This is a genomic window from Microbacterium sp. W4I4, from assembly GCF_030816235.1.
GTDB lineage: Bacteria > Actinomycetota > Actinomycetes > Actinomycetales > Microbacteriaceae > Microbacterium.
Genome location: NZ_JAUSXT010000001.1, coordinates 1,520,328 through 1,546,757, shown reverse-complemented (window position 1 = coordinate 1,546,757; position 26,430 = coordinate 1,520,328). Strand labels below are relative to the sequence as shown.

General features: G+C 68.1%; 25 protein-coding genes. 16 read left to right on the top strand and 9 right to left on the bottom strand.

The window, feature by feature from the left end:
- The first annotated feature begins 47 nt into the window (after nt 1–47).
- From QF046_RS07410 to QF046_RS07390, 5 genes are all read left to right on the top strand, one after another.
- Nucleotides 48–1,232 carry a sensor histidine kinase gene (locus QF046_RS07410; RefSeq protein WP_307367818.1) on the top strand — a complete coding sequence of 395 codons (1,185 nt, stop codon included), beginning with the start codon at nt 48–50 and terminating at the stop codon, nt 1,230–1,232.
- Nucleotides 1,232–1,957: a LytTR family DNA-binding domain-containing protein gene (locus QF046_RS07405; RefSeq protein ID WP_307372772.1), complete on the top strand. Its 726-nt coding sequence runs from the start codon at nt 1,232–1,234 to the stop codon at nt 1,955–1,957. The genes QF046_RS07410 and QF046_RS07405 overlap by 1 nt, the downstream gene beginning before the upstream one ends.
- The gene (locus tag QF046_RS07400) at nt 1,954–2,364 is read left to right on the top strand and encodes a heavy metal transporter (RefSeq protein ID WP_307367815.1); all 411 of its coding nucleotides are present in this window, start codon (nt 1,954–1,956) and stop codon (nt 2,362–2,364) included. Before QF046_RS07405 ends, QF046_RS07400 begins: the two co-directional genes overlap by 4 nt.
- On the top strand, nt 2,361–3,833 hold the full coding sequence (locus QF046_RS07395; protein ID WP_307367813.1) for a cation acetate symporter: 1,473 nt from the start codon (nt 2,361–2,363) through the stop codon (nt 3,831–3,833). Before QF046_RS07400 ends, QF046_RS07395 begins: the two co-directional genes overlap by 4 nt.
- A gap of 217 nt (nt 3,834–4,050) precedes the next feature.
- Nucleotides 4,051–4,620, top strand: a complete 570-nt coding sequence (locus tag QF046_RS07390) for a hypothetical protein (RefSeq protein WP_307367808.1) — start codon at nt 4,051–4,053, stop codon at nt 4,618–4,620.
- A gap of 12 nt (nt 4,621–4,632) precedes the next feature.
- Here the strand turns inward: QF046_RS07390 and QF046_RS07385 are convergent, their stop codons facing one another.
- Nucleotides 4,633–6,480, bottom strand: a complete 1,848-nt coding sequence (locus tag QF046_RS07385; RefSeq protein ID WP_307372771.1) for an acyltransferase family protein — start codon at nt 6,478–6,480, stop codon at nt 4,633–4,635.
- Nucleotides 6,481–6,539: 59 nt separating this feature from the next.
- On the opposite strand from QF046_RS07385, the gene truA reads away from it, so the two are divergent.
- Nucleotides 6,540–7,415, top strand: a complete 876-nt coding sequence (gene truA / locus QF046_RS07380; protein WP_307367806.1) for a tRNA pseudouridine(38-40) synthase TruA — start codon at nt 6,540–6,542, stop codon at nt 7,413–7,415.
- A 64-nt stretch (nt 7,416–7,479) separates the two neighbouring features.
- Complete coding sequence (locus tag QF046_RS07375) at nt 7,480–8,148, top strand: endonuclease/exonuclease/phosphatase family protein (RefSeq protein ID WP_307367804.1); 669 nt, start codon at nt 7,480–7,482, stop codon at nt 8,146–8,148.
- Between the two features lie 296 nt (nt 8,149–8,444).
- On the opposite strand, the gene QF046_RS07370 is transcribed toward QF046_RS07375, so the two are convergent.
- Entirely contained in the window at nt 8,445–9,431 is a 987-nt protein-coding gene (locus QF046_RS07370) for a hypothetical protein (protein WP_307367802.1), read from the bottom strand.
- A gap of 530 nt (nt 9,432–9,961) precedes the next feature.
- Between QF046_RS07370 and rplM the strand changes: the two genes are divergently transcribed.
- From rplM to QF046_RS07345, 5 genes are all read left to right on the top strand, one after another.
- The gene (gene rplM / locus QF046_RS07365; protein WP_307367800.1) at nt 9,962–10,408 is read left to right on the top strand and encodes a 50S ribosomal protein L13; all 447 of its coding nucleotides are present in this window, start codon (nt 9,962–9,964) and stop codon (nt 10,406–10,408) included.
- A 26-nt stretch (nt 10,409–10,434) separates the two neighbouring features.
- Nucleotides 10,435–10,920 (top strand): 30S ribosomal protein S9, encoded by a 486-nt coding sequence (rpsI, locus tag QF046_RS07360; RefSeq protein ID WP_307367797.1) that lies wholly within the window; start codon nt 10,435–10,437, stop codon nt 10,918–10,920.
- Nucleotides 10,921–10,934: 14 nt separating this feature from the next.
- On the top strand, nt 10,935–12,296 hold the full coding sequence (gene glmM / locus QF046_RS07355; protein WP_307367795.1) for a phosphoglucosamine mutase: 1,362 nt from the start codon (nt 10,935–10,937) through the stop codon (nt 12,294–12,296).
- A 150-nt stretch (nt 12,297–12,446) separates the two neighbouring features.
- Nucleotides 12,447–13,067, top strand: coding sequence for a hypothetical protein (locus tag QF046_RS07350; RefSeq protein WP_307367792.1), 621 nt, complete (start codon nt 12,447–12,449; stop codon nt 13,065–13,067).
- Between the two features lie 92 nt (nt 13,068–13,159).
- On the top strand, nt 13,160–13,600 hold the full coding sequence (locus QF046_RS07345) for a hypothetical protein (RefSeq protein ID WP_307367789.1): 441 nt from the start codon (nt 13,160–13,162) through the stop codon (nt 13,598–13,600).
- Between the two features lie 29 nt (nt 13,601–13,629).
- Here QF046_RS07345 and QF046_RS07340 read toward each other — a convergent pair whose 3' ends face one another.
- Entirely contained in the window at nt 13,630–14,076 is a 447-nt protein-coding gene (locus QF046_RS07340; RefSeq protein ID WP_307367786.1) for a GtrA family protein, read from the bottom strand.
- A 61-nt stretch (nt 14,077–14,137) separates the two neighbouring features.
- Between QF046_RS07340 and QF046_RS07335 the strand changes: the two genes are divergently transcribed.
- A complete protein-coding gene (locus QF046_RS07335; protein ID WP_307367783.1) occupies nt 14,138–14,920 on the top strand; it encodes a glycosyltransferase family 2 protein in 783 nt (260 codons plus the stop codon).
- The gene (locus QF046_RS07330; RefSeq protein WP_307367781.1) at nt 14,917–16,368 is read left to right on the top strand and encodes a hypothetical protein; all 1,452 of its coding nucleotides are present in this window, start codon (nt 14,917–14,919) and stop codon (nt 16,366–16,368) included. The genes QF046_RS07335 and QF046_RS07330 overlap by 4 nt, the downstream gene beginning before the upstream one ends.
- A gap of 31 nt (nt 16,369–16,399) precedes the next feature.
- Here the strand turns inward: QF046_RS07330 and QF046_RS07325 are convergent, their stop codons facing one another.
- The 6 genes from QF046_RS07325 to QF046_RS07300 all read right to left on the bottom strand — a co-directional run bounded on the left by QF046_RS07325 (nt 16,400) and on the right by QF046_RS07300 (nt 23,029).
- Nucleotides 16,400–16,636 carry a hypothetical protein gene (locus QF046_RS07325; protein WP_307367778.1) on the bottom strand — a complete coding sequence of 79 codons (237 nt, stop codon included), beginning with the start codon at nt 16,634–16,636 and terminating at the stop codon, nt 16,400–16,402.
- Nucleotides 16,637–16,761: 125 nt separating this feature from the next.
- Nucleotides 16,762–18,147, bottom strand: a complete 1,386-nt coding sequence (rfbD, locus tag QF046_RS07320) for a dTDP-4-dehydrorhamnose reductase (protein WP_307367774.1) — start codon at nt 18,145–18,147, stop codon at nt 16,762–16,764.
- Nucleotides 18,144–19,193 carry a dTDP-glucose 4,6-dehydratase gene (gene rfbB / locus QF046_RS07315; RefSeq protein WP_307367770.1) on the bottom strand — a complete coding sequence of 350 codons (1,050 nt, stop codon included), beginning with the start codon at nt 19,191–19,193 and terminating at the stop codon, nt 18,144–18,146. Before rfbB ends, rfbD begins: the two co-directional genes overlap by 4 nt.
- Entirely contained in the window at nt 19,190–20,062 is an 873-nt protein-coding gene (gene rfbA / locus QF046_RS07310; RefSeq protein ID WP_307367767.1) for a glucose-1-phosphate thymidylyltransferase RfbA, read from the bottom strand. Before rfbA ends, rfbB begins: the two co-directional genes overlap by 4 nt.
- A gap of 38 nt (nt 20,063–20,100) precedes the next feature.
- Complete coding sequence (locus tag QF046_RS07305) at nt 20,101–21,540, bottom strand: polysaccharide biosynthesis tyrosine autokinase (protein ID WP_307367764.1); 1,440 nt, start codon at nt 21,538–21,540, stop codon at nt 20,101–20,103.
- Between the two features lie 88 nt (nt 21,541–21,628).
- Entirely contained in the window at nt 21,629–23,029 is a 1,401-nt protein-coding gene (locus tag QF046_RS07300; RefSeq protein ID WP_307367761.1) for a polysaccharide biosynthesis tyrosine autokinase, read from the bottom strand.
- Between the two features lie 103 nt (nt 23,030–23,132).
- On the opposite strand from QF046_RS07300, the gene QF046_RS07295 reads away from it, so the two are divergent.
- Together QF046_RS07295 and QF046_RS07290 are read left to right on the top strand one after the other, a co-directional pair.
- A complete protein-coding gene (locus tag QF046_RS07295; protein ID WP_307367758.1) occupies nt 23,133–24,335 on the top strand; it encodes a hypothetical protein in 1,203 nt (400 codons plus the stop codon).
- Between the two features lie 79 nt (nt 24,336–24,414).
- Nucleotides 24,415–26,265, top strand: a complete 1,851-nt coding sequence (locus QF046_RS07290; protein WP_307367755.1) for a nucleoside-diphosphate sugar epimerase/dehydratase — start codon at nt 24,415–24,417, stop codon at nt 26,263–26,265.
- Nucleotides 26,266–26,430: the final 165 nt, after the last annotated feature.

Sequence of the window (26,430 nt, the reverse complement as noted above, 5' to 3'; positions counted from 1 at the left end):
GCACTGCGCAGACGGCGGCGACGACCGGCGAACCGTAGGCTGAGCGCATGACGGATCAGGCGCTCCTCACGGGCTCGCTCGGCGTCGTCGCCGGCGTGCTCCTCGCTCTGATCCTGATCGGGGTGGTGCGTCTCGCACGAGGATCGCGCGACCTCGGCGGGGAGGCCGAGCGCGCGACGAGCCGCACGCTGCATCTCGCGGGCCTCGCCGCCGCCGAGCTGCGGGCCGCGCATGGTCCGGATCTCGTGCGCGCGGCCCGACACGTGCGAACACTGCTCGGCGTGCAGGCCGTCGCATTCGTCACCGCCGAGGGGGCCGTGGTCTTCGACGGCTCCATCAGCGGATTGGACGCCTCGGCGCTGCGTGTCGCCGCACGCGTGCGGGAGACGGATCGCCGTCAGGTGTTCCCCCGGCGCCGGGGGACCGACACCGTGCACGAGGCCGTGGGTGCCCCCGTCACGGTGGACGGGGAGTACCGCGGAGCTCTGATCGCGTTCGCCGAGAACGTGCGCAGTCCGCTCGTGCGCGCCACCGGGGAGGTCGCGGACTGGTGCGCCGCCCAGATCGCGCTGACCGAGCTGGAGGCCTCCCGGGCCAGCCTTGCCGAGGCCGAGCTGCGTGCCCTGCGGGCGCAGATCAGCCCGCACTTCATCTACAACTCCCTCGCCGCGATCGCCTCGTTCATCACGACCGACCCCGAACGGGCACGCACCCTCGTGCTGGACTTCGCCGACTTCACCCGGTACTCGTTCCGACAGAAGGGCGAGTTCACCACGCTCGCGCAGGAACTGGGCAGCATCCGGAACTACCTCGAGCTGGAGCGCGCGCGCTTCGGCGACCGGCTGGAGGTGCGTCTGCGGATCGCCCCCGAGACGCTGTCCACCGTCATCCCCTTCCTGTCGGTGCAGCCCCTGGTCGAGAACGCCGTGCGTCACGGGCTGGAGCCCACGGCATCCGGTGGTCTCATCGTCATCGCCGCCGAGGACGAGGGAACCCACACCGAGATCTCAGTGGAGGACGACGGTGTGGGCATGGACCCCGCCCTCGTGCAGGATGCGCTGGCCGGTCCTGTGCAGACCACCCATATCGGGCTGCGCAACGTCGACACGCGCCTGCGTCGCCTGTACGGGGCGGAGGGCGGACTGGTCATCGACACGAATCTGGGCGCGGGTACGATGGTGCGGATGCGGGTACCGAAGTCGCAGCCCATGCACGAGGCTGATGCGCCGTGATCATCGACGTCCTGGTCGCCGATGACGAGCCGCCCGCGCTCGCCGAGCTGGTCGCCTTCCTGCAGGCGGACCCGCGGATCGGCGCGATCCACGCGGCATCCAGCGGGGCGGATGCGCTGCGGATGCTGTCGGTGGAGGCCATCGACGCGGTGTTCCTCGACATCCACATGCCCGGCGTCGGCGGGTTCGACCTGGCGCGCGCACTGGATCGGTTCGCGGAGCGTCCGGCCGTGGTGTTCGTGACGGCCGACGAGGCGGGCGCCCTCGAAGCCTTCGAGGTGCGCGCCCTGGACTACGTGCTCAAGCCGATCCGTCCGGAGCGGCTGAGACGGGCGGTCGATCGGGTGATCGCCGCAGGCCGGGGCGGGGAGGTCGCGGATGCCGGTGAAGCGGAGACCGTGCCCGTCTCGGTGGGGCAGGCGGTGCGTCTGGTGCGCCGGGACGACGTGCGCTGGGTGAAGGCCGAGGGCGACTACTCGCGGCTGTGGACCGAGTCGGGTGACAGCCATCTCGTGCGCATCCCGATCTCGGAGCTCGAGGAGCGGTGGGATGCCGCCGGCTTCGTGCGCGTGCACCGGTCCTACCTGGTGCATGTCGACGCGGTCAGCGAGGTGCGGCTGACGGGCTCGGCGCCCACGGTCGTCCTGGCCGAGGTCGAACTGCCGGTCAGCCGTCGCCTGATCCCCGCGGTGCGCACCCGACTGCTGAAAGGCGACCGGCGATGACCCCGGACGCCGCCGAGCAACCGCAGCGAGTGCGGGTCTCGCTCGACAGCCGGACCGCAGCCGCCGACTCCACGCGCACGCAGGGCATCGCCCTGCCGGGGGCGCCGGTGCACGAAGCCGGGGCGGTGTTCCTCAACGACCTGATGCGCGCCCAGCTGCGCCTGGCGGGCGCGTGCCTGATCGGCTTCCTGCTGGTGTCTCTGGCGTTCACCGCGGTGATCATGATCATGGCGAGTACCGCCGACCCACCCGTGTTCGGGGTTCCCGCATCGTGGATCATGCAGGCGTACGGGTACTACCCGATCATCCTGCTGTTCGCCGTGGTGTTCGCCCGAAACGCGGCGAGGAACGAGCGCCGCTACCGCGGACTCGCGGAGGACGACGAGCGTCAGGGGCGGCCGCGATGAGCGTCGTGCTCGGCGTCGCGGCGATCGTGCTGGTGCTCGGCGCCACGATCGTGGTCGGCGGAATGGGCGTGCGGCTCAGCCGCACCACGGGTGACTTCTTCGTGGCATCCCGCAGCGTCAGGCCGGTCTGGAACGCCTCGGCGATCAGCGGCGAGTACCTGTCCGCCGGCACGTTCCTCGGGCTCGCCGGGCTCGTTCTGCTGGTGGGGGCGGACGGGTTCTGGTTCCCGATCGGCTACGCGGCCGGGTACCTGCTGCTGCTGCTCTTCGTGGCCGCGCCCCTGCGACGAAGCGGCGCCTACACGATCCCCGACTTCATCGAGGCCCGCCTGGAATCGAGGGCAGTGCGCCGGCTGACCAGTCTGCTGGTCATCGTGATCGGCTGCCTGTACATCGTGCCGCAGCTGCACGGGGCTTCTCTGACCCTGCAGGTGGTCGCCGACGTGCCGCCCTGGGTCGGATCGATCGTCGTCGCCGTGGTGGTTACAGGCCTGGTCGCCGCCGGCGGCATGCGCGCGATCACCGCTGTGCAGGCGATGCACTACTGGGTCAAGCTCATCGCCCTGCTCGTGCCGGCGGTGCTCATCCTCATCGCCCTGTCGGGGCGGGAGCCCTCGCGGGACCCCGTGCTCGCCTATCCGGTCGAGGTCGGCCCGATCGCCACCGACCCGTATTCGACGACGTCGCTGATGATCGCACTGCTGCTCGGCACCATCGGTCTGCCGCACGTCCTGGTGCGGTTCTACACGAGTCCCGACGGCGGTTCGGCCCGCCGGACGACCGTGCTGGTGATCGGCATGATCGGGGTCTTCTACGCCGTGTCGGGCACCATGGGGCTGATCGCGCGGGCCGCGGCGCCCGATCTCGCACAGCCGGGGCTCGCCGACACCGTCGTGCTGGCGCTGCCTTCCCGCATCCTTCCCGGACCGCTCGGCGACGTGGTGACAGCCCTGGTGGTGGCGGGGGCGTTCGCGGCTTTCCTGGCGACGTCGTCGGGGTTGGTCGTCTCGCTGGCGGGCGTGATCAGTCAGGACGTCTTCGACGGCTCGGTGCGCTCGTTCCGCTTCTCGGCGGTGCTGTGCGTGCTCGCTCCGCTCGGGGTGGCGCTGCTGACCGGACCCGAGGCGCTGGTCTCCAGCGTCGGCACGGTGTTCCTCGTGGCGGCGACGAGTCTGACGCCGGTGATCCTGCTCGGTGTGTGGTGGCGCGGACTCACCGCGCGAGGATCGCTGGCGGGGATGCTGGTGGGCGCCGTGACCGTCGGCATCTCGCTGCTGGCGTCGGCACTCCTCGGGGCCGATGCCGGCGCCATCGCACCCCTGCTCGTGCAGCCCGCTGCCTGGGCGATACCGCTCGTGACGGGCGTGATAGTGCTGGTGTCGCGCCTGGACAAGCGCGGTGCGCCGCCGCGGGCGGAGAGGTACCTCACCCGCCTGCATCTGCCGGAGCGGCAGTCGGAGCAGGGCTGAACAGGGTTCGTGCGGACTTCTTGGCGCCCGCACATGCTCGCAGGGCTTATTTCGCGTACGTTGAGCTCAGAAGGCGATCGCCATGACGTCTCGACAGCAGTGGGGAAACTGATCCGTGCGAGATCGTCTGAACAGCAGTACTCCCGCGCCCGCAGCCTATTCGGCGTCTTTCAGCCGACGCACGGTGAGCAAGGCCGCTATGTGGTCGGTTCCGGTGGTGGCTGCCGCCGTCGCGATGCCACTGGCCGCTGCTTCCACGCAATCACAGGTGAATCTGTGGTCGACGGCACGTTTGCCCGATAGCCCCCCCGACGGTGTCATCACCGAGAGCGGCAACACTCTTCCCTACTACCAAGGACCGCGAACCCTGGCGTTCACCTACACGTTCGGGAATCTTGGGCCAGATCCACTGCCCGGCGGCGCAGTGGTCTCACTCGGCCTTCCTCTCGACTTGATCTGGAACACCGCGACGCTGGCCATCACCAACTCGGACGGGTACTCGCTGGCGCCAGCCGGAACTCGCACAGAGACCATAGCCACGAATCCACTCGCCCTGCGCCGCATCTGGGATTTCGTGCTCAACCAGGAGCTCCCGGCCGGTGCGAGCTTTGCCGTGAACTTCACCGTGGATCTGAACGACTTGAGCGACGACGCGACGGACTTCTATCGGGTGCTCATGAGGTCCGACTTCCAGCTGCAGCCGGGGGCCGATGTCACAGACACGGACAGCACGAACAACCGGAACTCCAACACCGAGTACGTGGTCTTCAACCCGCCCCGCGTCTGAGCACAGGCACCCTCACGGCGCGGTCGGCACCCGGTCCGGGGGTGCGGCGCGGCCCGCGCGCTCGATCTCGGATGCGCGGATGCCCTGCTCCACGACGTCCGCGAAGATGCGGCCCCCGGCCATGCCGGGGTGGATGCGGTCGCCGGCCAGCAGATCCTCGTGCGGGGCGATGGCGTCCGCCCAATCGGCGACGACCACACCGCTGCGGGCGTCGGCGAACGCGGTGAGGTCGCTGTTCACACCGGGGATCCAGTCGCGCGGCGCGTAGGCGTTCACGAGCACCAGGTCGCGATCGCGTCCCACGGTGTCGGCGATCTTCTGAAGCACCCCGGCGTCCACCGAGCCGTTGGTGCCGAGGGCCACCACGACGTGATCGCGCAGGTGCCCTGATGAGGCGAGCGCATCGATGATCTTGGGCCCGGCCCAGATCGAGCGCGACACGGCGGCGTCCACGGCGATGCCGGGCAGCTTCTCGTACAGGGCGGGGGCGGATGCCAGCATCACCGAGTCCCCGACGGCGGTGATGTCATCGCCGGTGATCGCCTCAGGCGTCGGTGCGGGCCTGGGGCGCCGGTCGGCAGCATCCATGGCGCGCTGGCCCGCCCGGATGGTCATCTCCGACGTCGTCATCGGAGGCGCGCTCGCGACCGCGGCGGTCGTGCCGCCGAGTGCGAGCGCTCCCGCCAGTACGCCGCCCAGCATCGCCAGTCGGCTCCGCGGACCGCGTGCGAGCCGGGCGCGCACGGCTCTCAGCGAGCGGCGGAACCCGTACCGGCGCAGGGGAGTCTCGACGAACCGGTACGACGCGGCCGCGGCGACAAGCGACAGCGCGAGGGCGAGTGCCCCCGCCCACACCGGCACCTCGCCGACGCTGCCCGAGACGCCCAGCCCGCTCGCGGCGGTGACGAGCACGAGCACGGGCCAATGCCACAGATAGATGCCGTACGAGCGATCGCCGATCCAGCGCAGCGGCTGCACGTCGATCGCACGCCCGAACCAGGAGCCGGGCAGCACGCCCGCGATGATCGCCAGCAGGGTGCCTGCGGATGCCAGCAGCAGCGTCCAGGGGAACGCCGAGCCCACCGCCGGATCCGGCTGCGCAGCCGCGGTCACGATCAGCCCGAGTCCCAGCATCCCGACTCCGATGCCGCCGAGTCGCGCCGTGCGGGAGCGCATCCATTCCCGCTCCGGCATATTCCGCAGGGCGAAGGCCAGCGCGATGCCGAGCAGCACGCCGAACGCGTGCGAGTCGGTGCCGAAGTACGCGCGGGTCACGGCATCCGATCCCACCAGAATCGACATCCACCACGCGGATGCCGTGGCGGCCGCCAGCGCGAACGCCACGAGCATCCAACGCACCCGAAGGACCAGCAGCAGCACGGGAAGCAGCAGCGGCCAGAGCAGGTAGAACTGCTCTTCCACGGCCAGCGACCACACGTTGCGGAACAGCTCGGGCTCGGTCGCCGCGAAGTAGTCCGAACCGCCCGCGAGTGCGACCCAGTTGTAGCTGAAGGTCGCCGCCCCCAGCAGCTGTCGTCCGATGCCGACGAGGACGTCGCCGCCGATCAGCCAGGCGGCGGTCGCGCACACCGTCAGCATCAGCGCGAGCGCGGGCAGAAGTCGGCGTGCGCGGCGGCGCCAGAAGTCGACCAGACGATGGCGGAGAGTGTGGCGGGTCGGGCGCAGCAGGAGCGAGGTGATGAGGAAACCGCTCACCACGAAGAAGACGTCCACCCCGACGAATCCGCTCGGCAGGCCGGCGCCGGGGAACAGGTGGTAGAGCAGCACCAGGCAGACGGCGATCGCGCGGAGTCCATCGAGCCCCGCGTACCGCGGAATGTGGGGCGAGGACGGAGACATCACGACGTGGAGGGGCGCATTTCACAGAGGAGGGGAAAGCTCCAGCTTAGGCTGAGTGGGTGCGCATTCGCCTGGACATCGCCTATGACGGCACCCACTTCCGCGGGTGGGCGACCCAGCCCGGGCTGCGCACGGTGCAGGGCACGCTCGAGGCGGCCCTGGCTCGCATCCTCGGCTCCGACGTACGTCTCGTCGTCGCAGGACGGACGGATGCCGGAGTGCACGCCTCAGGTCAGGTGGCGCACGTGGACCTCGACGAGGGGCAGTGGGCCCGCATCGAGTCACGGCAGGGGCGCGCAGCGTCCGATCCAGCGGTGCCTGATCCAGCGGTGCCTGATCCAGCGGTGTCGCTCGCCCGTCGCATCCGCGGAGTTCTCGGCCAGTACCCCGATGTGACCGTCAGCCGCAGTTCGCTCGCGCCCGAAGGATTCGACGCGCGCTTCTCGGCGGTGTGGCGGCGCTACCGGTATCGCCTGGCCGACCTGACCGTAGGGTACGACCCGATGCGTCGCGACGACACCACGACGGTGCGCGCAGCTCTCGATGCGGATGCCATGGATGCCGCCGCGCGCACGCTCATCGGGCTGCACGACTTCGCCGCGTACTGCAAGCCGCGCGACGAGGCGACGACCATCCGTACCCTGCTGGACTACCGCTGGGAGCGGGATGCCGAGGGTGTGCTGGTCGCCGAGGTGAAGGCCGACGCGTTCTGCCACAGCATGGTGCGCGCGCTGGTCGGCGCGTGTGCGGCGGTGGGGGAGGGCAAGCTGTCGGTGGATGATGTCGTGCGCCTGCGTGACGAGCTGACCCGCACGAGTGCGTTCAAGGTTCTGCCCGCCCGCGGGCTGACGCTGGCCGAGGTCGGGTATCCGGCCGACGAGCTGCTGGCATCCCGCGCCGAGCAGACCCGCAACCGTCGCGGCCGGGAGGCGTGAGCCCGGGACACGGCGTCTCGTCAAGAGGGGTTCCGCCTTCAGGTGACGGCGGTACCGTGGCGGTATGAGGCTGATCTCGTACAACCTGCGCAAGCATCGGGCTGCCACGGAACTGGCGGCGCTGGTCGGAGAGCACGATCCTGACATCCTCTGCCTGCAGGAATGCGACACCACGGCCCTGCCGGAGGTCATCGACGGGCTCTCGCTGGTGCGGGCCACCAGTGGCAACCGTCTCGGGCTGGCGATGTACCTGCGCAGCAATCAGTACCGTGTCGAGGCGACGCGCACGATCGGGCTGAAGAAGTCGCTGCATGACCGCGTGCTCAAGCCCGCGCACGAACGGGTGCTCGGTGCCCGGCTTCGCAACATCGACACCGGGCACGGGCTGATCGTGGCGTCGTTCCACGCCGCGCCGCTGACCGCGCTGAACTCGCTGCGGCGCAATCAGATCCGTGCCGGACTGGACGCGCTGCAGGCGCTCGGCCCCGACCTGCCGGTGCTGATGGTGGGGGACTACAACTACCCGGTGTTCAAGGAGAACCTGGGCCAGACGGTGCGCGAGCACGGATACCGCCTGACTTTGAGCGACGACCGCACGTACACCCGCTACCGGGTGTTCCGCGGTCACTACGACTTCGCGACCTCTTCGGGTTTCGACATCTCGGACATCACGACCCTGCCCCAGGGCACGAGCGACCACCGCCCGATCCTGGTCACCGCCGCGGCCGTGTAGATGCGGGGTCGGGGTCGGCAACCATGTCGTTCGCAGGGCGCATATGGTCGCTTCCCGGCGTGGGATGCGGCGTGTTGTGACCTGCGAGCGGGGTGCGGGCGGGCGTGCTGCAGACCCCATGTCGTTCGCAGGGCGCATATGGTCGCTTCCCGGCGTGGGTTGCGGCGTGTTGTGACCTGCGAGCGGGGTGCGGGCGGGCGTGCTGCAGACCCCATGTCGTTCGCAGGGCGCATATGGTCGCTTCCCGGCGTGGGTTGCGGCGTGTTGTGACCTGCGAGCGGGGCGCGCAGCTGCGCTCATGCCGCGCGGCGGCGATTCAGCACTGCACGGACGATGCGCGTAGCGGTGCGATCCACTCGAATCTGCTGGGATGTGAGTCGCACGACCTCCCATCCCGCTTCGGCATAATCCCGGTACTTCTGGATGTCCCGGTTCCACTGCCGGCGCGAGGTTCGATGATGATCGCCCTCCACCTCGACGACCGTCTTATACGCGGGGTACACGATCTCCGAGATGCCGATCAGTCTGCCCCGGGCATCACGGATCTCGACATCGAGCTCCGGCTCGGGCAGGCCATCAGCCTCGGCATCCAATCGGTAATCGGTCTCCAACGGTGAGGCACTTCCGACCCTCGCGCACGCCAGCGCCTCTCGCAGTCGGTTCACGCCGATGCGGCGGCCGGCATCGATCATCGCCTGCAGATCCTCGCGGGTACCGCCTGCGAGCTCAGGATGCGGTCTGCCATGGTTGTCGCGAGGGATGTGAAGGATCGCATCAGCGACTTGTGTCAGCTCCCGCACGCTCGGATCCTTCGCGAGCATCGCCCAGGTGCTCGCCGGTGTGGTGACCGGGATGCCATCGAGCAGTTCGACCTCGACAAGGTGAGCTTCGATACGTCGGCCTTTGATGCCACGACCGCGAGGAGAGCGGTGTGGAGTGATGGTGCCGATGTCGAGATCATCGCCAGGAGTGATGGGGTACTCGCGCAGCGCCGCGGCGCTCTTGCCGCAGACGAAGCCGCCCTCGGGCATGACATGAAGGAACGACAGCGCCTTCGACCGGATGCGACGGGCGACCGCACGGCTGAGCGCGAGCGGCGAGGCATCTTTTTCGATCTCCTCATTCTCGGCGTTGATGTCCTCCTGTGTGCGCCGTGTCCCATGGAATGGAGCGGTCAGGTCCTTGGAGCGCAGACGACGTCGATTCACGCCGGACTGCAGCGCGATCGTCGTGCTGAAATGCCCGCCAAGGGTCGTCGGCAGGGGAGATGGCTTCTTCGGCATCCGTCCACTGTGCGCGGGTGCGCCGACGCGGAAGCCGCCGGGAGCCACGATCTGTGCACAACCCGCGCGGAGCCGGGAATGTGCAGGGCGAACGCGCGCCCACTCGCGGGGCGCGTGTGGCCGCTTCGCGGCGGATGACGCGGCGTGCTGCGCCCTGCGAAAGAAGAGAAAGAAATGCCAGGCCAGGTCGAACGGGTTCCCAGGGCGCGTGTGGCCGCTTCGCACCGGAGCACGCGGCGTGTTGCGCCCTGCGAAGGAGAGCACCTGCGAAGGAGAGCACCTGCGAAGGGAGAGATCCTGCGAAGGAAGAGACCCTGCCAAGGAGGGAAGAAGCACCAGCACCGGATACCGCGCCACGCCCGGGATGCTGTAAGCTGGCTCCTTGGTGCCTGCGCTTCGGCCTGCCGAGGTGCCTGCACGACGAACGTGAGCCCTCCACTGGCGTGTTCCCCGTCTCGCTCAGAGACAGAGAACCACCCCGGAGTGGGATTCACGAACCTCTCCGTTCGAATCAAGAAAGCAGCACTATTGTGACGCGCACATTCACCCCGAAGGCCGGGCAGATCCAGCGTGACTGGATCGTCATCGACGCCACTGACGTCGTTCTCGGCCGCCTCGCTTCGCACACCGCAGCAATCCTGCGTGGCAAGCACAAGCCGACCTTCGCTCCGCACGTGGACGTGGGCGACTTCGTCGTCATCGTCAACGCCGGCAAGGTGGCCCTCACGGGTCAGAAGCTCCAGAAGAAGATGGCCTACCGTCACTCGGGTTACCCGGGCGGCCTGAAGTCCACCAGCTACGCCGAGCTCCTCGAGAAGAACCCGGTTCGCGCCGTGGAGAAGGCCGTCCGCGGCATGCTCCCGAAGAACACCCTGGGCCGTGAGCAGCTGTCGAAGCTGAAGGTGTACGCCGGTGCCGAGCACCCGCACGCCGCACAGCAGCCCACGCCGTACACCCTCGACCAGGTCGCCCAGTAAGCGCCGCCCAGACTAAGGACATACTCGTGGCTGACATTCAGGACACCGCAGAATTCCCGCAGAACTTCACCACCTCGAGCCCTGAGGCCGAGGCAGTGGAGTCCGCACCCCGCCCCGTGCTCTCCGTTCCCGGCGCAGCCGTCGGCCGTCGCAAGCAGGCCATCGCCCGCGTGCGTCTGGTCCCCGGCTCGGGCACGATCACGGTCAACGGTCGTACTCTCGAGGACTACTTCCCGAACAAGCTGCACCAGCAGCTGATCAACGACCCGTTCACCGTGCTGAACCTCGCGGGTGCGTACGACGTCATCGCCCGCATCTCGGGTGGCGGCGACTCGGGTCAGGCCGGCGCGCTGCGTCTCGGCATCGCCCGTTCGCTGAACAACATCGACGCCGAGAACAACCGTCCGACCCTCAAGAAGGCCGGCTTCCTCTCGCGCGACTCCCGCGTCATCGAGCGCAAGAAGGCCGGTCTCAAGAAGGCCCGCAAGGCTCCTCAGTACTCGAAGCGCTGATCCGCAGTCCCTACATGGCACTGTTCGGTACGGACGGCGTGCGAGGGCTGGCCAATGGCACCCTCACCGCCGAACTTGCGCTCACCCTGGCCCAGGCGACTGCTGTCGTCCTGGGCCAGGGCCGTATTGCCGAGGCCCGCAAGGCTGCCGGCAAGCGGCTCACCGCCGTGGTCGCTCGCGACCCGCGGATCTCAGGTCACTTCCTCAGCGCCGCTGTGGAGGCGGGTCTCGCCTCGTCGGGCGTGGATGTCCTGGATGCCGGCACTCTGCCGACCCCGGCGGCGGCCTTCCTGATCTCCGACATCGACGCCGACTTCGGCGTGATGATCTCTGCATCGCACAACCCGGCGCCCGACAACGGCATCAAGATCTTCGCCCGTGGCGGAGTGAAACTGCCCGATGAGGTCGAGCGGCGCATCGAAGAGACGATGCTGTCGGGTATCAAGCTGCAGCCGACCGGTGGCGATGTGGGTCGCGTGCAGCGCTTCTCGGATGCCGAGGATCGCTACGTCCTGCACCTGCTGGCGTCTCTGCCGCATCGGCTCGACGGCATGCACGTGGTGCTCGACTGCGCCAACGGCGCGGCATCCGGCGCCTCTCCGGAAGTGTTCTCCAGTGCCGGCGCGAAGGTGACCGTCATCGGCGCCGAGCCCGACGGCATCAACATCAACGACGGCGTGGGCTCGACCCACCTCGACAAGCTGGCCGCCGAGGTCGTGCGCGTCGGGGCCGACGTGGGCATCGCTCATGACGGCGATGCGGACCGGTGCCTGGCGGTCGACGCCGACGGCAAGATCGTCGACGGCGACCAGATCATGGCGATCCTCGCCGTGGCGATGAAGAGCCGCGGCAAGCTCGTCGACGACACGCTCGTCGCCACGGTGATGAGCAACCTCGGGCTGCACGTCGCCATGCACGAGCAGGGCATCACCGTGCGTCAGACCGGTGTCGGCGACCGCTATGTGCTCGAGGACATGAACGCCGGCGGCTATTCGCTCGGCGGCGAGCAGTCCGGTCACGTGATCATGAGCGAGTTCGCCACGACCGGTGACGGCGTGCTGACGGGTCTGCACCTGGTGGCGGAGATGGCCCGCACGAAGAAGACCCTCGCGGAGCTCGCGTCGGTCATGACCGTGTACCCGCAGGTGATGATCAACGTGAAGGATGTCGACAAGGACGCCGTCTCGGATCACGCCGACGTGCAGGATGCCGTGAAGCACGTCGAGTCCGAGCTGGGCTCGACCGGCCGTGTGCTGCTGCGCAAGTCGGGCACGGAGGCGCTCGTGCGCGTGATGGTCGAGGCAGCGGATGCCGAGACCGCTCACGCCCACGCGGAATCGCTGGCGTCGGTGGTCAGACAGCACCTGGCACTCTGAACCGCAGAACACGTCTGAAGGCGGCTTCCCTCCGGGGTGGCCGCCTTCATTCGTTTCGGTGGGGTGAACAGCCCTGGAGCAGGAAAACCTCAATTCAGAATCAAGGAAAAACTTGATCCAGAATCAAGCTTTTCCAGGTGAGCTGTGATTGTGAAGCAGACGGAAAGGCTCTGGCGCACGCTTGCCGACGCGGCGCTCGACGGCCGGCGGGAGTGGCCCGATGTCACGACGCTGGCCGACATGGCTGACCTCACCAGCGGAAACGCGCACCATGCGCTTCGACGGCTCGTCGACATCGGCGCGGTGTCGATACGGCGCCGCGGAGGGCTTACGGTGCTCTCGCCGGAGAAGATCCTGATTCAGATGAGCGGCTATCGCAACCTCGTCAACGACACTCTCGCCATGACGACGGCCGCAGCGATCAACGACCTATTGGCTGAAGACCCCGAGAGCGTGACAGTAGGTGGGGCCGACGCCGCGGTCCACTGGCTGGGGGGCAGGAACACCGTAGCCGCAGTAGGGATCCGGCTGGTGTACGTCGATCAGGAGTCAGACGGAGATCCGGCGACAACTCTTCCTCCCGGTGACGAAGTACGTGTCGTCGTCCGGGATGCGGTTGCGCGCCGGACGTGGAGTTCGGGATATGCGAGCCGGGCGCAGACATATGCTGACCTGTTCGCGCTTCCAGGGTGGCAGGCCACCGAGTTCCGGATGGCGCTGCATCGACAACTGTTCAGCGAAGCGGACTGGGACCAGAAGGCTCATGGCTGAACAGGGGCCGGCACAGAATCCACCAGGTCGTTCCGGAAATCTCTGACAATACCGTCCACCAAGGGCGGAAGTTCAGTGGTGAGCTCGAGGGCGTGCACCTGGACATCTACATTCCGCACGAATCCCAGCTCGGAATGCGCCTGCGGTTGCGGGTCGAAGCGCTCGCGAACCACGTCGATCGTGAGATCGCGCCGCCGTGGCTCCTGCTGACAGTCGAGGCTCACGCCGTGACGAAGCTCGCCGACTTACTCGACCGATCGCATTCCGAGAAAGGCGCGAAGGACGCCCGCGAGATCCTTGCACTCCTCAAGGAGGGAGTCGATGCGGACCTTGCGTTGCGGATTCTCGCTGAAGCCACGGCAGGCGAAGTGGTAGCGATTCCTGGTTACGTCGAGGAGATGTTCAAGCTGATCTCGAGACTTGCGAAGCCGGGAAAAGACGACCAGAAGCTCCTGGCGCAGTGGCGACGGAAGTGGGTCCAGGCTGCGATCCCCTACGGGGCTCAGACGGACATCACCGTGCGGCGACTCTGACAGCGTACGAGTATGCGACAGGCCCCGCCTCAGCGCTTGGACGCGCTGACGCGGAACACCACCCAGTGGTAGAGCACGAAGCGCACGAGCACGACGATGGCGATGCTCGCGAGGTTGACGATGTTGACCGCGAACGGCCCGGCGGCATGGCCTTGGAATGCGCTCACGGCCTGCACTCCGGCCCACAGCAGCAGTGCTCCCAGGCCGGTGCAGGCGGCGTTGGTGAGCAGGAACAGCACGAGTTCGTTCACGCGCCCGCGGCGGTCGCGGTTGCGGAAGGTCCACTCCCGGTTGCCGAAGTAGGCGTTGATCAGGGCGACGAGTGAGGCGATGATCTTGGCCCACACCACGTCGACGCCCATCGCGTAGACCAGCAGGTTGAACACGGCGATCTCGATGACGGTGCTGAGTCCGCCCACGACGAGGAAGCGACTCCCGACAGAGGCGAGCCGACGCAGTCGGGGGTGAATCTTCATAGCTCCCTTAGAATACCGGGGGAGTGCGACCGTCCGCTCTCGTCGTACTGTGAGGAACCGTGTGTCCGCAGCTCATCTCGCCATCGTGATGCCCGCCTACAACGAGGCCGAGGGTATCCGCGGGTTCATCGACGAGATCCGCGAGCACGTCGCGCCGCTCGCCGATCGGGTCACCTTCGTCGTCGCGGACGACCGGTCGACGGATGCCACAGTCGCCGCGCTCACGGGAATCCAGGACGTGCAGGTGGAGCCGCAGGCGCAGAACCGCGGCCACGGGCCGACGGCGCTGGCGGCGTACCGTGCGGGTCTGGCGCTGGATCCCGATCTGCTCGTGCACGTCGACGGCGACGGGCAGTTCCTCGGCCCTGACTTCGCCCGTCTGGTGAACGCGATCGAGGGCACCGGGGCGGATGTCGTTCATGGCGTGCGCCACAGTCGCACCGACCCCTGGTACCGCCGTGTGCTGACCGGAGCGGTGGGTCTGATGATCGCCGCGGTCGCGCGGCACCGGGTTCCCGACGTGAACACGCCGCTGCGCGCCTACCGGCCGGCAGCACTGCGGATGCTGATGGATGCCGTGCCGGCCGATGCGCTGGTGCCGCACGTGCACTTCTCGCTGGCCGAGGCTCGTGGCGGTTTCGTCGTGCGGTATGTGGCCGTGCGCAGCATTCCACGTCGTGGTTCGTCCACGCAGGGGACCATGTGGGGCGGGGGAGTGAAGGCCCTTGTGCCGCCGCCGCGGCTGCGGAAGTTCGTCGCGGAGGCGCTGCGCGAAGCGTGGCGTCTGTCGCTGCGCCCGGGGGCGCCGCTGCGCAGCCTCCGCCTGGAGAACCGCAGGCCATGAGGCTCGCCCGCACGGTCGCTTTCTGGCTGCTGGCGGCGGCGCTGCTGGTCTGCCACGTGATCGTGATCCAGCACAGCCTGGGCGCCCGCTTCTGGGAGGACGAGGCGTTCAACCTCACCGTGCCACGCAACCTTCTCGCCGGGCTCGGCTACGCCAGCGACGGTGCACTGTCGGGCTCGACGCTGACCCTGTTCGATCCGCGCATCTCCACCGGGCCGACCGTGCTGCTGCCGGTGACGGCGGTGCTGGCTTTCGGGGCGGATGCCGTGATCGGCGCCCGCATGATCCCGCTGGCGTTCTGGATCGCCTTGATCGCCGGACTGATCGTGCTCGGGCGGCGCACCGCCGGCCGCTGGGCGGCGCTCCTGGCCGCGTCCGTGCCGCTGGCGTTCAACGGGCTCGGCAGCGTCTCGCCCATCCAGGGCCCCACCGATCTGCTCGGTGAGGTTCCGGCGGCGGCTCTGCTGGTGTGGGCGCTGGTGGTGCTGCCGCGCCGGGCATGGCTCGCGGGGCTGCTCGTGGGGCTCGCTGTGCAGGCCAAGCTGATCGCGCTGCTCGCGCTGCCGGGCTTCGCGGTGGCGCTGTGGGTGCTCGCGCCTGGGCACGGGTGGCAGCGGATCGTGCAGACGCTCAAGCGGTCGTGGCTGCCGCTGGTGCTGGCCGGGGTGCCGACCCTGCTCGTCGAGGTCGCCGCGTTCCTGTCGATGGGGTCGGCGAAGTTCGTCGAGCATCTGCGCGGTCTGGCGCATTTCGTACGCGGCGGCGGACAGCACGTGCAGCCGACCACCGTGCCGCAGAAGCTCGAGACTCTCGCGGGGGCGTGGTTCGTGCCGTCGTGGGTGGGGATCGCGACCGCGGTGCTCTGCGTGCTGCTCATCGTCGGCGGGCTGCTGGCGGTCCGGGGCAGGGCGACGGATGCCGATCGGCTCGCCGTCATGCTGATCGCCGTGTCGGCCGTCGGCGCTCTCGCGTTCGTCGGCTGGTGGTCGACGGCCGCGCACACTCCGCTGTGGGTGCGGCATCCGGCGGCCGGCGTGCCTGCCTTCTTCCCTGTGCTCGTCATCTGCGCCGTATGGGGCACGAGGGCGCTCATCGCTCACGGGGGCCTCAGACGCGCTCTGGGGGCCCTTCTGGTGGCTCTGCTCAGCGCGTCGCTGGCGTGGAGCGTGGTCGGACACGTGCAGCAGACTGCGCTGCCGCGTTCCGAGACGCTCGCCACCCAGCGGGTGGCGGTCGCTCCGATCGCAGACTGGGTGCGGGAGACCGGTACGACCTGGCTGGCTGCGGACCCGTGGGGTGCAGCGGTCGCTCCAATTGTGCTGTCGGGTGCGCACGTGGGATTGTTCGATGCGAACGCCATGGCCGGCGTGCCACGGCTGACGGGTTTCCCCTGCAAGACTCCGACGCTCGTCGAGGGCGCGCGCTATCGGGTGTGTGCCGCGCCCTGATTCTCAGCGTCTCACCAAACGTCGTCAGCGCTCAGCGCGATTGAATCAGGTGCCGCGGCGGTCCTTCGAATCGCGCGACCGCAATCTTCAGATCGGTCACCTCGCCGGTCAGCGCGCCGAGCTTCTGTTCGACTCCGTCGATCCGTGAGCCGAGCTTGTCTTCGACTCGGTCAAGTCGTCGCACCATCCAGGCGAAGCCCGCGAACATGCCGACGCCGAGCGTGACGATGCAGCTCAGGATCGCAATCAGTTCGGCGGACATGTACATGCCTCCATTCTGCCTCGAATCTCGGGGCCTGTCACGATCCTACGAAGCAGTGGGATGTCCCATCGTCGGAATCCCGGCGGTTGTGGACAACCCGTGCCAGTCGTCGAATGTGGAGAACAGGCTCCTCAACCTCCGAGGTACGCCCGCAGCCCCTCAGCTGAATCCCCCGGGACGAACCCGGTCGCCTCGATCTTTGCCAACTTCAGCACGCTGTTGCGGGGGCGCGGGGCGATCGGCCCGGTGGCATCCGCGTAGTACTCCTCGGTGCTGACCGGCGTGATCCGCGCCGGATCGTGGCCGGCGATCTCGAAGACAGAGCGGGCGACGTCTGCCCACGAAACGGCAGCACCCGACCCGGTGAGGTTGTACGTCCCGTAGGAAGCGCCGGTGTCGAGCAGGTGTCGGATGCCGCGGGCGATGTCGTCGGCGAACGTGAGCCTGCCGGTCTGGTCATCGACCACGCGCGGGTCGATGCCGCGTTCGGCGAGGGATGCCATGGTGCGCACGAAGTTCGCGCCGTCGCCGATCACCCACGACGTCCGCACGATGTAGTGCCGCGCTGCGGTGGAGGCGGCGATATCGCCCGCCGCCTTCGTCTGCCCGTACACGCCCAGCGGGCTCAGCGGCGCAGCCTCGGAGTACGGCTGCTCGGAGGCCCCGTCGAAGACGTAGTCGCTCGAGATGTGCACCAGGGTGATCCCGTACTCGGCCGCGATGCGGGCGAGAGAAGCGGATGCCGCGGCATTGACCGCCCATGCATCGGCCCGGCCCTCGGCGGTCTCGGCGGCGTCGACGCGCGTGTAGGCGGCCGCGTTGATGATCGTGCTGTAGTCGCGCCAACGCCGTGCCGTGGCCAGGTCCGCGGAGGTGAGGTCGAGGGATGCCCGGTCGGCGTACTCGACGTGCGGAGCATCGCCGTACAGCATCCGCAGTGCGCGACCGACCTGTCCGTCGGCGCCGGTGATCAGGATCTTGCGAGCCGGGATCGGTGTGACATCCGCCAGCCGCGGGTGCGCCTTGTCCTTGTCGGACAGTTCGGCCTGGTCGAGGGGGATGGGCCACGCGATCGCGGCGGTCTCATCCGCGAGGTTCAGGAAGGCGTAGTCGACGTCGGGGGACCAGTGGTCGTTGACGAGGTACGCGTACGTCGTGTTCGCCTCGAGCGTCTGGTACGAGTTGCCGACGCCGCGGGGTACGAAGATCGCGCGAGAGGGATCGAGCTCGGCGGTGAACACGGTGCCGAAGGTGGGGCCTTCGCGCAGGTCGACCCAGGCGCCGAAGATGCGGCCGGTGGCGAGGGAGACGAACTTGTCCCAGGGCTCGGCGTGGATGCCGCGGGTGGTGCCGACTGTGTCGTTGAAGGAGATGTTGTTCTGCACGGGGCCGAAGTCCGGCAGGCCAGCGGCGACCATCTTCTCGCGCTGCCAGTTCTCCTTGAACCAGCCGCGGTTGTCGTGCCGCACGCCCAGGTCGACGAGCAGAAGGCCGGGGATCGGCGTCTCGCGGATCATGCGGTCTCTCCGTGGTCGCGTTTCGTCTCGGTCGCTGCGCTCCCTCGCTCAACGACCGATTGTGCGGCATAACGGGCCTCGGTGGCATCCTTCGCGGGTGCCCACCAGTCCTCGTTCGTCCGGTACCAGTCGATGGTCGCGGCGAGTCCCTTCTCGAAGTCGGCGTACTGCGGCGTCCAGCCGAGTTCGTCGCGCAGCTTGCTGGAGTCGATGGCGTAGCGCAGGTCGTGTCCGGCGCGGTCGGTGACGTGGTCGTAGGCGTCGGACGGCTGGCCCATCAGGGTGAGGATCAGTTCGATCACCGACCGATTGTCCTTCTCGCCGTCGGCGCCGATCAGGTAGGTCTCGCCGATGCGGCCGGCGTCCAGGATCCGCAGCACTGCGGACGAGTGGTCGTCGGCATGGATCCAGTCGCGCACGTTGAGGCCCGCACCGTACAGCTTGGGGCGGATGCCGCGGATGACGTTCGTGATCTGACGGGGGATGAACTTCTCCACGTGCTGGAATGCACCGTAATTGTTCGAGCAGTTCGAGATCGTGGCGCGCAACCCGAACGAGCGCACCCAGGCGCGCACCAGCAGGTCGGAGCCGGCTTTGGTCGACGAGTACGGCGATGACGGGTTGTAAGGCGTGGTCGCGGTGAACCGCTCCGGATCGTCGAGCTCGAGGTCGCCGTAGACCTCGTCGGTGGAGATGTGGTGGAAGCGCACGTCGTGCTTGCGCGCGGCCTCGAGCAGCACGTAGGTGCCGATGATGTTCGTGTCGAGGAACGGGCGCGGGTCGTGCAGCGAGTTGTCGTTGTGCGACTCGGCGGCGTAGTGCACCACGGCATCCGTCTCGGCGAACAGCGAATCGACCAGCTCGGCGTCCGCGATGTCGCCCTGCACGAATGCGACCCGGTCGGATGGCAAGCCCGCGAGTGACGCCCTGTTGCCGGCGTAGGTGAGTTTGTCGAGCACCGTGACGTGATGATCGGTGTGCTCCACGACGTGGTGCACGAAGTTCGATCCGATGAACCCGGCACCGCCGGTGACCAGAAGCCTCACCGCTCGCCTCTCTCCAGCAGCCCCAGCAGGTACGTCCCGTAGCCCGACTTCACGAGGGCCTCGCCGCGCATGCGCAGTTCGTCGTCGGACAGGTATCCCTGTCGCCAGGCGACCTCTTCGGGCGCCCCGATCTTCATCCCGGTGCGACGCTCCATGGTGCGCACGTAGTCGCCGGCATCCGTCATCTGGTCGAACGTGCCGGTGTCGAGCCAGGCCGTTCCGCGGGGGAGCACCTCCACCTGCAGTGCACCCCGCGACAGGTACTCGCGGTTCACGTCGGTGATCTCGTACTCGCCGCGCGCACTCGGCCGAAGTCCACGGGCGATCTCGATCACGTCGTTGTCGTAGAAATATAGTCCCGGCACCGCGTAGTTGCTCTTCGGTACAGTCGGCTTCTCCTCGAGCGAGACCGCCCGGCCCTCACCGTCGAACTCGACCACTCCATAGGCGGTGGGCTCCGACACCCAGTAGGCGAAGATGGCCCCGCCGTCGATGCCCGAGAAGCGCTTCAGCTGGGTGCCGAGGCCCGGACCGTAGAGCAGATTGTCGCCGAGCACGAGGGCGACGGAGTCGTCGCCGATGAAATCAGCACCGATCGTGAACGCCTGCGCGAGACCGTCGGGTGAGGCCTGCTGCGCGTAGGTCAGCGAGATGCCGAAGTGCGAACCGTCACCGAGCAGGCGTTCGAAGAACGGTGCGTCGTGTGGGGTGGTGATCACCAGGATGTCGCGGATGCCGGCGAGCATCAGGGTCGACAGCGGGTAGTAGATCATCGGCTTGTCGAACACCGGGATCAGCTGCTTCGAGACGCCGAGCGTGATCGGATGCAGTCGCGTGCCCGAGCCGCCGGCGAGAATGATCCCCTTCATCCCTCCATCGTGGCATGGTGGGATGCGCGGCGGTTAGCTCAGACCTTCGCGGTGGCTCGTCGCCTCGGCTTCGCCTGTGCCTCGCTGAGCTCCGGCTCGGCCTGGTCGACGACGTGCTTGGCGCCGTACGTGTAGCTGCCGTAGCCGTAGCTGTCCGGACCCTTGGTCGGGAGCATGGTGACGACCGTGCCGAGCAGGTCGACGCCGGCGGTGGCCAGGCTGCGCACCGCTCCGGTGAGCTCCTGCTTCTTGGTCTTGCCGGATGCGGCGACCAGGATCACGCCACGGGTCTTGCGCCCGAGCACGGCGGCGTCGGTCACGAGCAGCAGCGGCGGTGCGTCGATCAGCACGTAGTCGAAGTACTCGCCCAGGGGCTTGAGCACCTGCGTCATGGCCGTGGAGCCGAGCAGCTCGCTGGGGTTCGGCGGGATGCGTCCGCTGGTGAGCACGAACAGTTCGTTCTTGCCCCACTTCTGCAGGGCGTCGGCCACGTCGACCCGGCCGATGAGCACGTCGGTCAGCCCGACGCCGCCCTCCAGGCCCATGTAGTCGGCCACGCGCGGCAGTCGCAGGTCGCCATCGATCAGTGCCACGCGGGCACCGGTCTCGGCCAGGGCGATCGCCAGGTTCGCCGAGGTGGTGGACTTGCCCTCGCCGGGGCCGGCGCTGGAGATCACGAAGATGCGCGGCCCGCCCTCGACGTCGAGGAACTGCAGGTTCGTGCGCAGGGTGCGGAACGACTCGGCGCGCGGGCTGTGCGGGTCGGCGTGCATGATCAGCGGGCGCTTGGGCGCATCGGGGTCATTCGCGATGCCGCCGAGCATGGGCCGCTCGGTGATGTCTTCGAGGTCATGCAGCGTGTGGATGCGAGTGTCTAGCACCGTGCGCAGCATGGCCAGGCCGATGCCGACGGCCAGGCCCAGCAGTCCGCCGAGCAGGATCAGCATCCGCACGTTCGGGCTCGACGGAGACTTCGGCGCGACGGCGGGCTCGGTGATCGTGACCAGCACGGGGCTCGCGTCGGCGGATTCGGCGCGCGCCTCGAGCTTGCCCTGCACCACGCCGGTGAAGCTCTCGGCGACCGCGTTGGTGATCTTCGCGGCGCGTTCGGCATCGCCGTCGGTCACGGAGATGTCGATCAGCACGGTGTTGAGCGGCGTGGTCGCGCTGACTCGGGGTGCGAGGGCGGCGACGGTGGTGTCCAGCTTGAGTTGCTCGATCACCGGATCGAGCACGAGGGCGGTGTTGACGACGTCAACGTAGCTGGTCACCATCTGCCGCGCGAAGGTCGTGCCCTGCACGAGGTCGCCTGTGGCGGCTCCCTCCGTGCGCACCGACACGTACAGCTGTGTCGAGGCGACGTACTTGGGTGCCTGCAGCGCCGCATATCCGGCGCCTCCCGCGAGACCCAGCACAAGAAGGATCAGGATCAGGATCCAGTTCTTGTGCAGGATGCGGACGTAGTCGCGAAGCTCCACGCGTTCGTTCTCCTCAGTTCCAGACCCGGTGTCTGTGTTTCAGTTGTCCCCAGTGCCTGTGATGCATCGTCCCCACGTCCTTCGATTCTCACACATGTGTGCTGTGAGACGTGGTCGACCCCGCGTGCGCGGCGCTGTAGCCGTATCGACCATAGGCGGTCTTGTCTGCTCCGCGGGTGGGCAGCATGGTGATGATCGTGCCGAGCACACGGGAATCCGCTGTGTGGATCCGCTCTGCGGCGGCGGAGAGGTGGTCGGTGGTGGTCGCTCCGGCTGCCGCCACCAGCAGCACCCCGGTGGCGATGCGCGAGATGACGGCGGCATCCGTCACCGGCAGCACCGGGGGAGCATCGATGATCACCACGTCGAACGCCGCCTTGAGGTCGAGGACGAGCATCTCCATCGCCGATGACCCCAGCATCTCGGCGGGATTCGGCGGACGAGTGCCCGCCGGCAGCAGGAACAGCGTTCCCCGACCCCAGCGCTGCATCACGTCCGAGATGCTGACTCGGCCGACCAGAACGTCGGTCAGTCCGATCGTGCCCTCCACACCGAACAGGCCGGCGACGCGTGGCTTGCGCAGATCGGCATCGATGAGCGCGACGCGATATCCCGACTCGCTCAGCGCGATCGCCAGGTTGGCCGCGGTGGTCGACTTGCCTTCGGAGGGTCCGGCGCTGGTGACGACGAAGACGCCGACCTCGTTCGGCGGGAACAGGAACCGCAGGTTGGTGCGGATGGTGCGGTAGGCCTCGGCGCGCGGATCGTGCGGGTCGCTGGTGACTGCGAGCGGGCGGCTGGATGACGTGGCGTCGAACGGAACACCGCCGATCACGGGCGCGTCGACCGCCTTGTCGACGTCGTCGAGGGTGCGGATTCGCCGGTCGAGCACGGTGCGCAGCAGCGCGAGGCCGATGCCGACCGCAAGTCCGAGGATCGCGCCCAGGGTGATCGAGAGGGGCACATTCGGCGCTGCGGGTGTGACTGGCACGCTCGCGGGCTGCACCGTGACGATCTTGACGGTGTAGGCGGTCGCCTCATCGCGACGCTCGACCTGATCGGCGATGACGGTGCTGAAGCTCTCGCCGATCGCATTGGCGATGCGCGCCGCCTGCCCGGGGTTGCCGTCGCTGACGGTGGCGGTGATGATCACGCCGCGGGGGGCGAGGCTCGTCGTCACTTTGGAGGCCAGAGCGCCGGCGGTGTAGCCCAGCCCGAGGTCTTCGATGACCGGGCGCAGCACGAGGGTGCTGTTCAGCACGGCGCGGTAGCTCTCGGCCACCTGCACGGCATAACTGTTGGCCAGGTTCAGCTCGCCCGTCGTGGACGCGTCGGCGGTGTCGACGGTGATCATCAGCTGCACGGATGCCTGGTAGCGCTCGGGGGTGAGCATCGAGTAGATCAGACCGCCGCACAGACCGATGATGGTGGCGGCGACGAGCACGGCCATCTGGCGTCGAGCGACGCGGATGAGGTCGCGAAGATCCATGCTGCTCCCGTTGATCCAGACACCGGGCAGGTACCCCGGGTATCGTCTGAGGATATCGGCTGACGGCGCACCCGCCCGCAGGCACTCGATCCCGGAACCAGGTATGAGCACTCTTGACGACATCTTTCCCGACGCGAAAGAGCATCGCGACGCGCAGGTGGTGCTCGACGACCACCACACGATGCGCCGGCTCGATCAGCTCTTCGGTGACCGTCGTGCCGACCTCGATCTGACCCATCGGGCCTCCTCGCGCCCTGCACTGGTGAGTCTGGTCAACCAGGCCGCCGCCGACGCGAAACCCACGCGGTCGGCGTCGCCGGGGCCGCAGGGTAAGCAGAAGCCCGTTCGCCGACGGATCGACCTCCTGAATGTCGGCGTCGTCGCGCTCGCCGTCGTCGCAGTGGTCACCGCGGGGGTCGTCGGGGGGATGCAGGCGGCGACGGCCAGCCCGGCGAGCGAAGCGCTGGGAGTGCTCACCGCCGATGAGCGGACGATCAGCAGCGTCGAAGCGCGTCTGGTGGAGGGACAGACCCAGATCGCGGACGACATCGCCGCCGCCGACGCGCAGGCCGCGGCCCTGCGAACGGCGCTGGAGGCTGTGCGTGAGGCACCCGATCCCGAAGACATCCCGCCCGGTCAGAGCGAGCCGCCCGCGGATGCCGGGACGATTCCGATCGCCGACGGCAAGGCGCTGGATGCCGCGCTCGCCGCCGTCGACGGGTATCGCAAGGACCTCGCGGCCGTCGAACCGCCGTCGCTACCCGATGCCTACAAGCGCAAGAGCATGGACAAGGGATCGCTCACCTCGGTCGCTGCGGCGATCGACGCGGCTCAGCTGCAATTGACCGAGCTGGATCGTGCCACGGCGTCTGCGCGCGAGGTGCGCGCCGCCGTGCAGTCCCGCGGCGAGGCCTTCGCCTCGCAGCTGAAGACCTTCACTGCGACGTTCGTCCCGACGACCCAGGCGGCGATCGACGACAATCCGGATGCCGGTCAGGATGTCAAGGACGCCTTGACCGTGGCCGCGGGAGCCGTTGCCGCCGCCGACCTCACGACGCCGGATGGCCTTGCGACGCTGTCGGGCTATCGCACCGCCCTCATCGAGCTCGTCGCCGACCAGGTGCATCAGGACCGCGTGCGCGCGGATCAGTTGCGTGAGGAGGAGCGTAGACGCGAGCAGCAGCAGAATCCGCCGAGGAATTCGACGCCAGACCCATCGCCCACTCCGACTCCGACAGACCCGAGTGATCAGGGTGCCGATCCGGCCGCCGACCTCGGATCACCCATCACGATTCCCGAAGGGTGACCTCGCGTGACACGGGGCAGGGCGCGGCGTTGGGTGGGAATATGCTGTGAGCAGAGTTCGTCGACTGAGGGGTTGACTCATGAGGGCTGAAGAAGCCAATTTAGCCGTGCCACCGACCGGTGAGATCACCGTCGTACCTGCCGTCTCCCTTGCGCAGCGACGGCGTCGGGCCTGGGCGGCCGTGGTCGATGCGCTGGCGTGGGGAACCGGCGTGCTCCTCGCGGTGGCGCTGCGCTTCGAGTTCTCGATGGCGCCCGAAGGCTGGACGGTCACCCTGCTGCTCGCTCTGGTCGCGGCCGGAATCCACGTGACCATCGGCTACGCGACCAAGCTGTACCGCGGACGCCACACCTACGGCTCGTTCGACGAAGTCCGTCTGCTCGCCATGATCGTGCTCAGCATCACGATCGTGCTGGGGCTCGTCATCGCCGTGATCGGCAATGCCGTGCACGTGCCGCGCGGCACCGTGTTCCTGGCGGCGCCGATCGTGCTGCTGCTCATGTTCGGGGTGCGCTATTTCGCCCGTCTGGTGCTCGACCACTCGCGCAAGCCGGGTGCCGATGCCGAGCCGGCGATCATCGTCGGCGCCGGCTTTATCGCCGATCGCATGCTGCACAACATGACGACCGACCCGACATCCCCGATCCGGCCGGTTGGTCTGCTCGACGACGACCCGGCGAAGAAGAACCTCGTGTTGCGCGGGGTGCCCGTGCTCGGACGCACCTCCGACGTCGCTGATGTGGTCAAGCGCACCGGCGCGACGATGGTGGTCGTCGCCATGGGGCAGGCCGACAGCGTCATGCTGCGCAGGATCAGCGACCACGCCGAGAGCGTCGGCGCCCGCGTCGCCGTCACCCCGACGTTGAACGCGATGATGTCGGGCGAGGAGGCGCCGACCGATGTGCGGGACATCAGCATCGAAGACCTGATCGGCAGGCATCCGGTCGACACCAACGTCGAGCTGATCGCCGGCTATGTCACGGGAAAGCGCGTGCTGGTCACCGGCGCCGGCGGCTCGATCGGGTCGGAACTGTGCCGTCAGCTGTCGAAGTTCGGCCCGGCCGAGCTGATCATGCTCGACCGTGACGAGACCGGTCTGCAGGTCGCGCAGCTCGGTGTCTCCGGACACGGGCTGCTGAACAATCGCGAGGTTGTTCTGGCGAACATCCGCGAGGCGGATGTGATCAATGGCATCTTCGACGACCGCCGCCCGGAGGTCGTCTTCCACGCGGCGGCGCTGAAGCACCTGCCGATGCTGGAGCAGTACCCCGACGAGGGGTGGAAGACCAACGTGCTCGGTTCACTGAACGTGCTCAATGCCGCTCGGCGAGTGGGCGTGACGCACTTCGTGAACGTGTCGACCGACAAAGCGGCCAATCCCTCCAGCGTGCTCGGGCACTCCAAGCGCGTGGCCGAGAAGCTCACCGCATGGGCCGCTCAGGAGACGGGTATGAACTACGTGTCGGTGCGCTTCGGCAACGTGATCGGCAGCCGCGGTTCGATGCTGCCGACGTTCCAGACGCTGATCCGTGAGGGCAGGCCGATCACGGTGACGCACCCCGAGGCGACGCGCTACTTCATGACCATTCCCGAGGCGTGCCAGTTGGTGATCCAGGCCGGCGGCATCGGTCGCCCCGGCGAGGTGCTGATCCTCGACATGGGAGAGCCCGTGTCGATTCTGGAGGTCGCCAAGCGCATGATCTCGATGTCGGGCAAGAACATCGAGATCATCTTCACCGGCCTGCGGCCCGGCGAGAAGCTGCACGAGGTTCTCGTGGGCGCGAAGGAGCACTTGGAACGTCCGTTCCACCCCAAGATCTCCCACACGCATGCCGACCCGATCTCGCCGGAGCGCCTGGACAACGCGGGCTGGAAAGCACGGATGGCAGAGAAGCCCAGGAACAACGACACGTCCGTAATCCCACCGTGATGCTCTCGACATCAGTCCGTCTGCGATGAGTACTGGGCTGAATCCGTGAGGGCGATCGCGCATCGTCGTATGGTCGTCGTTGTACCTCGGAAGTCTTCAGCACTGAGCAGGGCGGAATGTGGTGGCGAGGGGTCTGCATGGAGAGATGATCGATGACCTGGCCCA

What these genes read in the sequence shown, in the direction of transcription:
- QF046_RS07410 (WP_307367818.1), top strand. Translation starts at nt 48, where the DNA reads ATGACGGATCAGGCGCTCCTCACGGGCTCGCTCGGCGTCGTCGCCGGC.
- QF046_RS07400 (WP_307367815.1), top strand. Translation starts at nt 1,954, where the DNA reads ATGACCCCGGACGCCGCCGAGCAACCGCAGCGAGTGCGGGTCTCGCTC.
- QF046_RS07395 (WP_307367813.1), top strand. Translation starts at nt 2,361, where the DNA reads ATGAGCGTCGTGCTCGGCGTCGCGGCGATCGTGCTGGTGCTCGGCGCC.
- QF046_RS07385 (WP_307372771.1), bottom strand. Translation starts at nt 6,480, where the DNA reads ATGTCTCCGTCCTCGCCCCACATTCCGCGGTACGCGGGGCTCGATGGA.
- QF046_RS07375 (WP_307367804.1), top strand. Translation starts at nt 7,480, where the DNA reads ATGAGGCTGATCTCGTACAACCTGCGCAAGCATCGGGCTGCCACGGAA.
- QF046_RS07370 (WP_307367802.1), bottom strand. Translation starts at nt 9,431, where the DNA reads ATGCCGAAGAAGCCATCTCCCCTGCCGACGACCCTTGGCGGGCATTTC.
- glmM (WP_307367795.1), top strand. Translation starts at nt 10,935, where the DNA reads ATGGCACTGTTCGGTACGGACGGCGTGCGAGGGCTGGCCAATGGCACC.
- QF046_RS07340 (WP_307367786.1), bottom strand. Translation starts at nt 14,076, where the DNA reads ATGAAGATTCACCCCCGACTGCGTCGGCTCGCCTCTGTCGGGAGTCGC.
- QF046_RS07330 (WP_307367781.1), top strand. Translation starts at nt 14,917, where the DNA reads ATGAGGCTCGCCCGCACGGTCGCTTTCTGGCTGCTGGCGGCGGCGCTG.
- QF046_RS07325 (WP_307367778.1), bottom strand. Translation starts at nt 16,636, where the DNA reads ATGTACATGTCCGCCGAACTGATTGCGATCCTGAGCTGCATCGTCACG.
- rfbD (WP_307367774.1), bottom strand. Translation starts at nt 18,147, where the DNA reads ATGATCCGCGAGACGCCGATCCCCGGCCTTCTGCTCGTCGACCTGGGC.
- rfbA (WP_307367767.1), bottom strand. Translation starts at nt 20,062, where the DNA reads ATGAAGGGGATCATTCTCGCCGGCGGCTCGGGCACGCGACTGCATCCG.
- QF046_RS07300 (WP_307367761.1), bottom strand. Translation starts at nt 23,029, where the DNA reads ATGGATCTTCGCGACCTCATCCGCGTCGCTCGACGCCAGATGGCCGTG.
- QF046_RS07295 (WP_307367758.1), top strand. Translation starts at nt 23,133, where the DNA reads ATGAGCACTCTTGACGACATCTTTCCCGACGCGAAAGAGCATCGCGAC.
- QF046_RS07290 (WP_307367755.1), top strand. Translation starts at nt 24,415, where the DNA reads ATGAGGGCTGAAGAAGCCAATTTAGCCGTGCCACCGACCGGTGAGATC.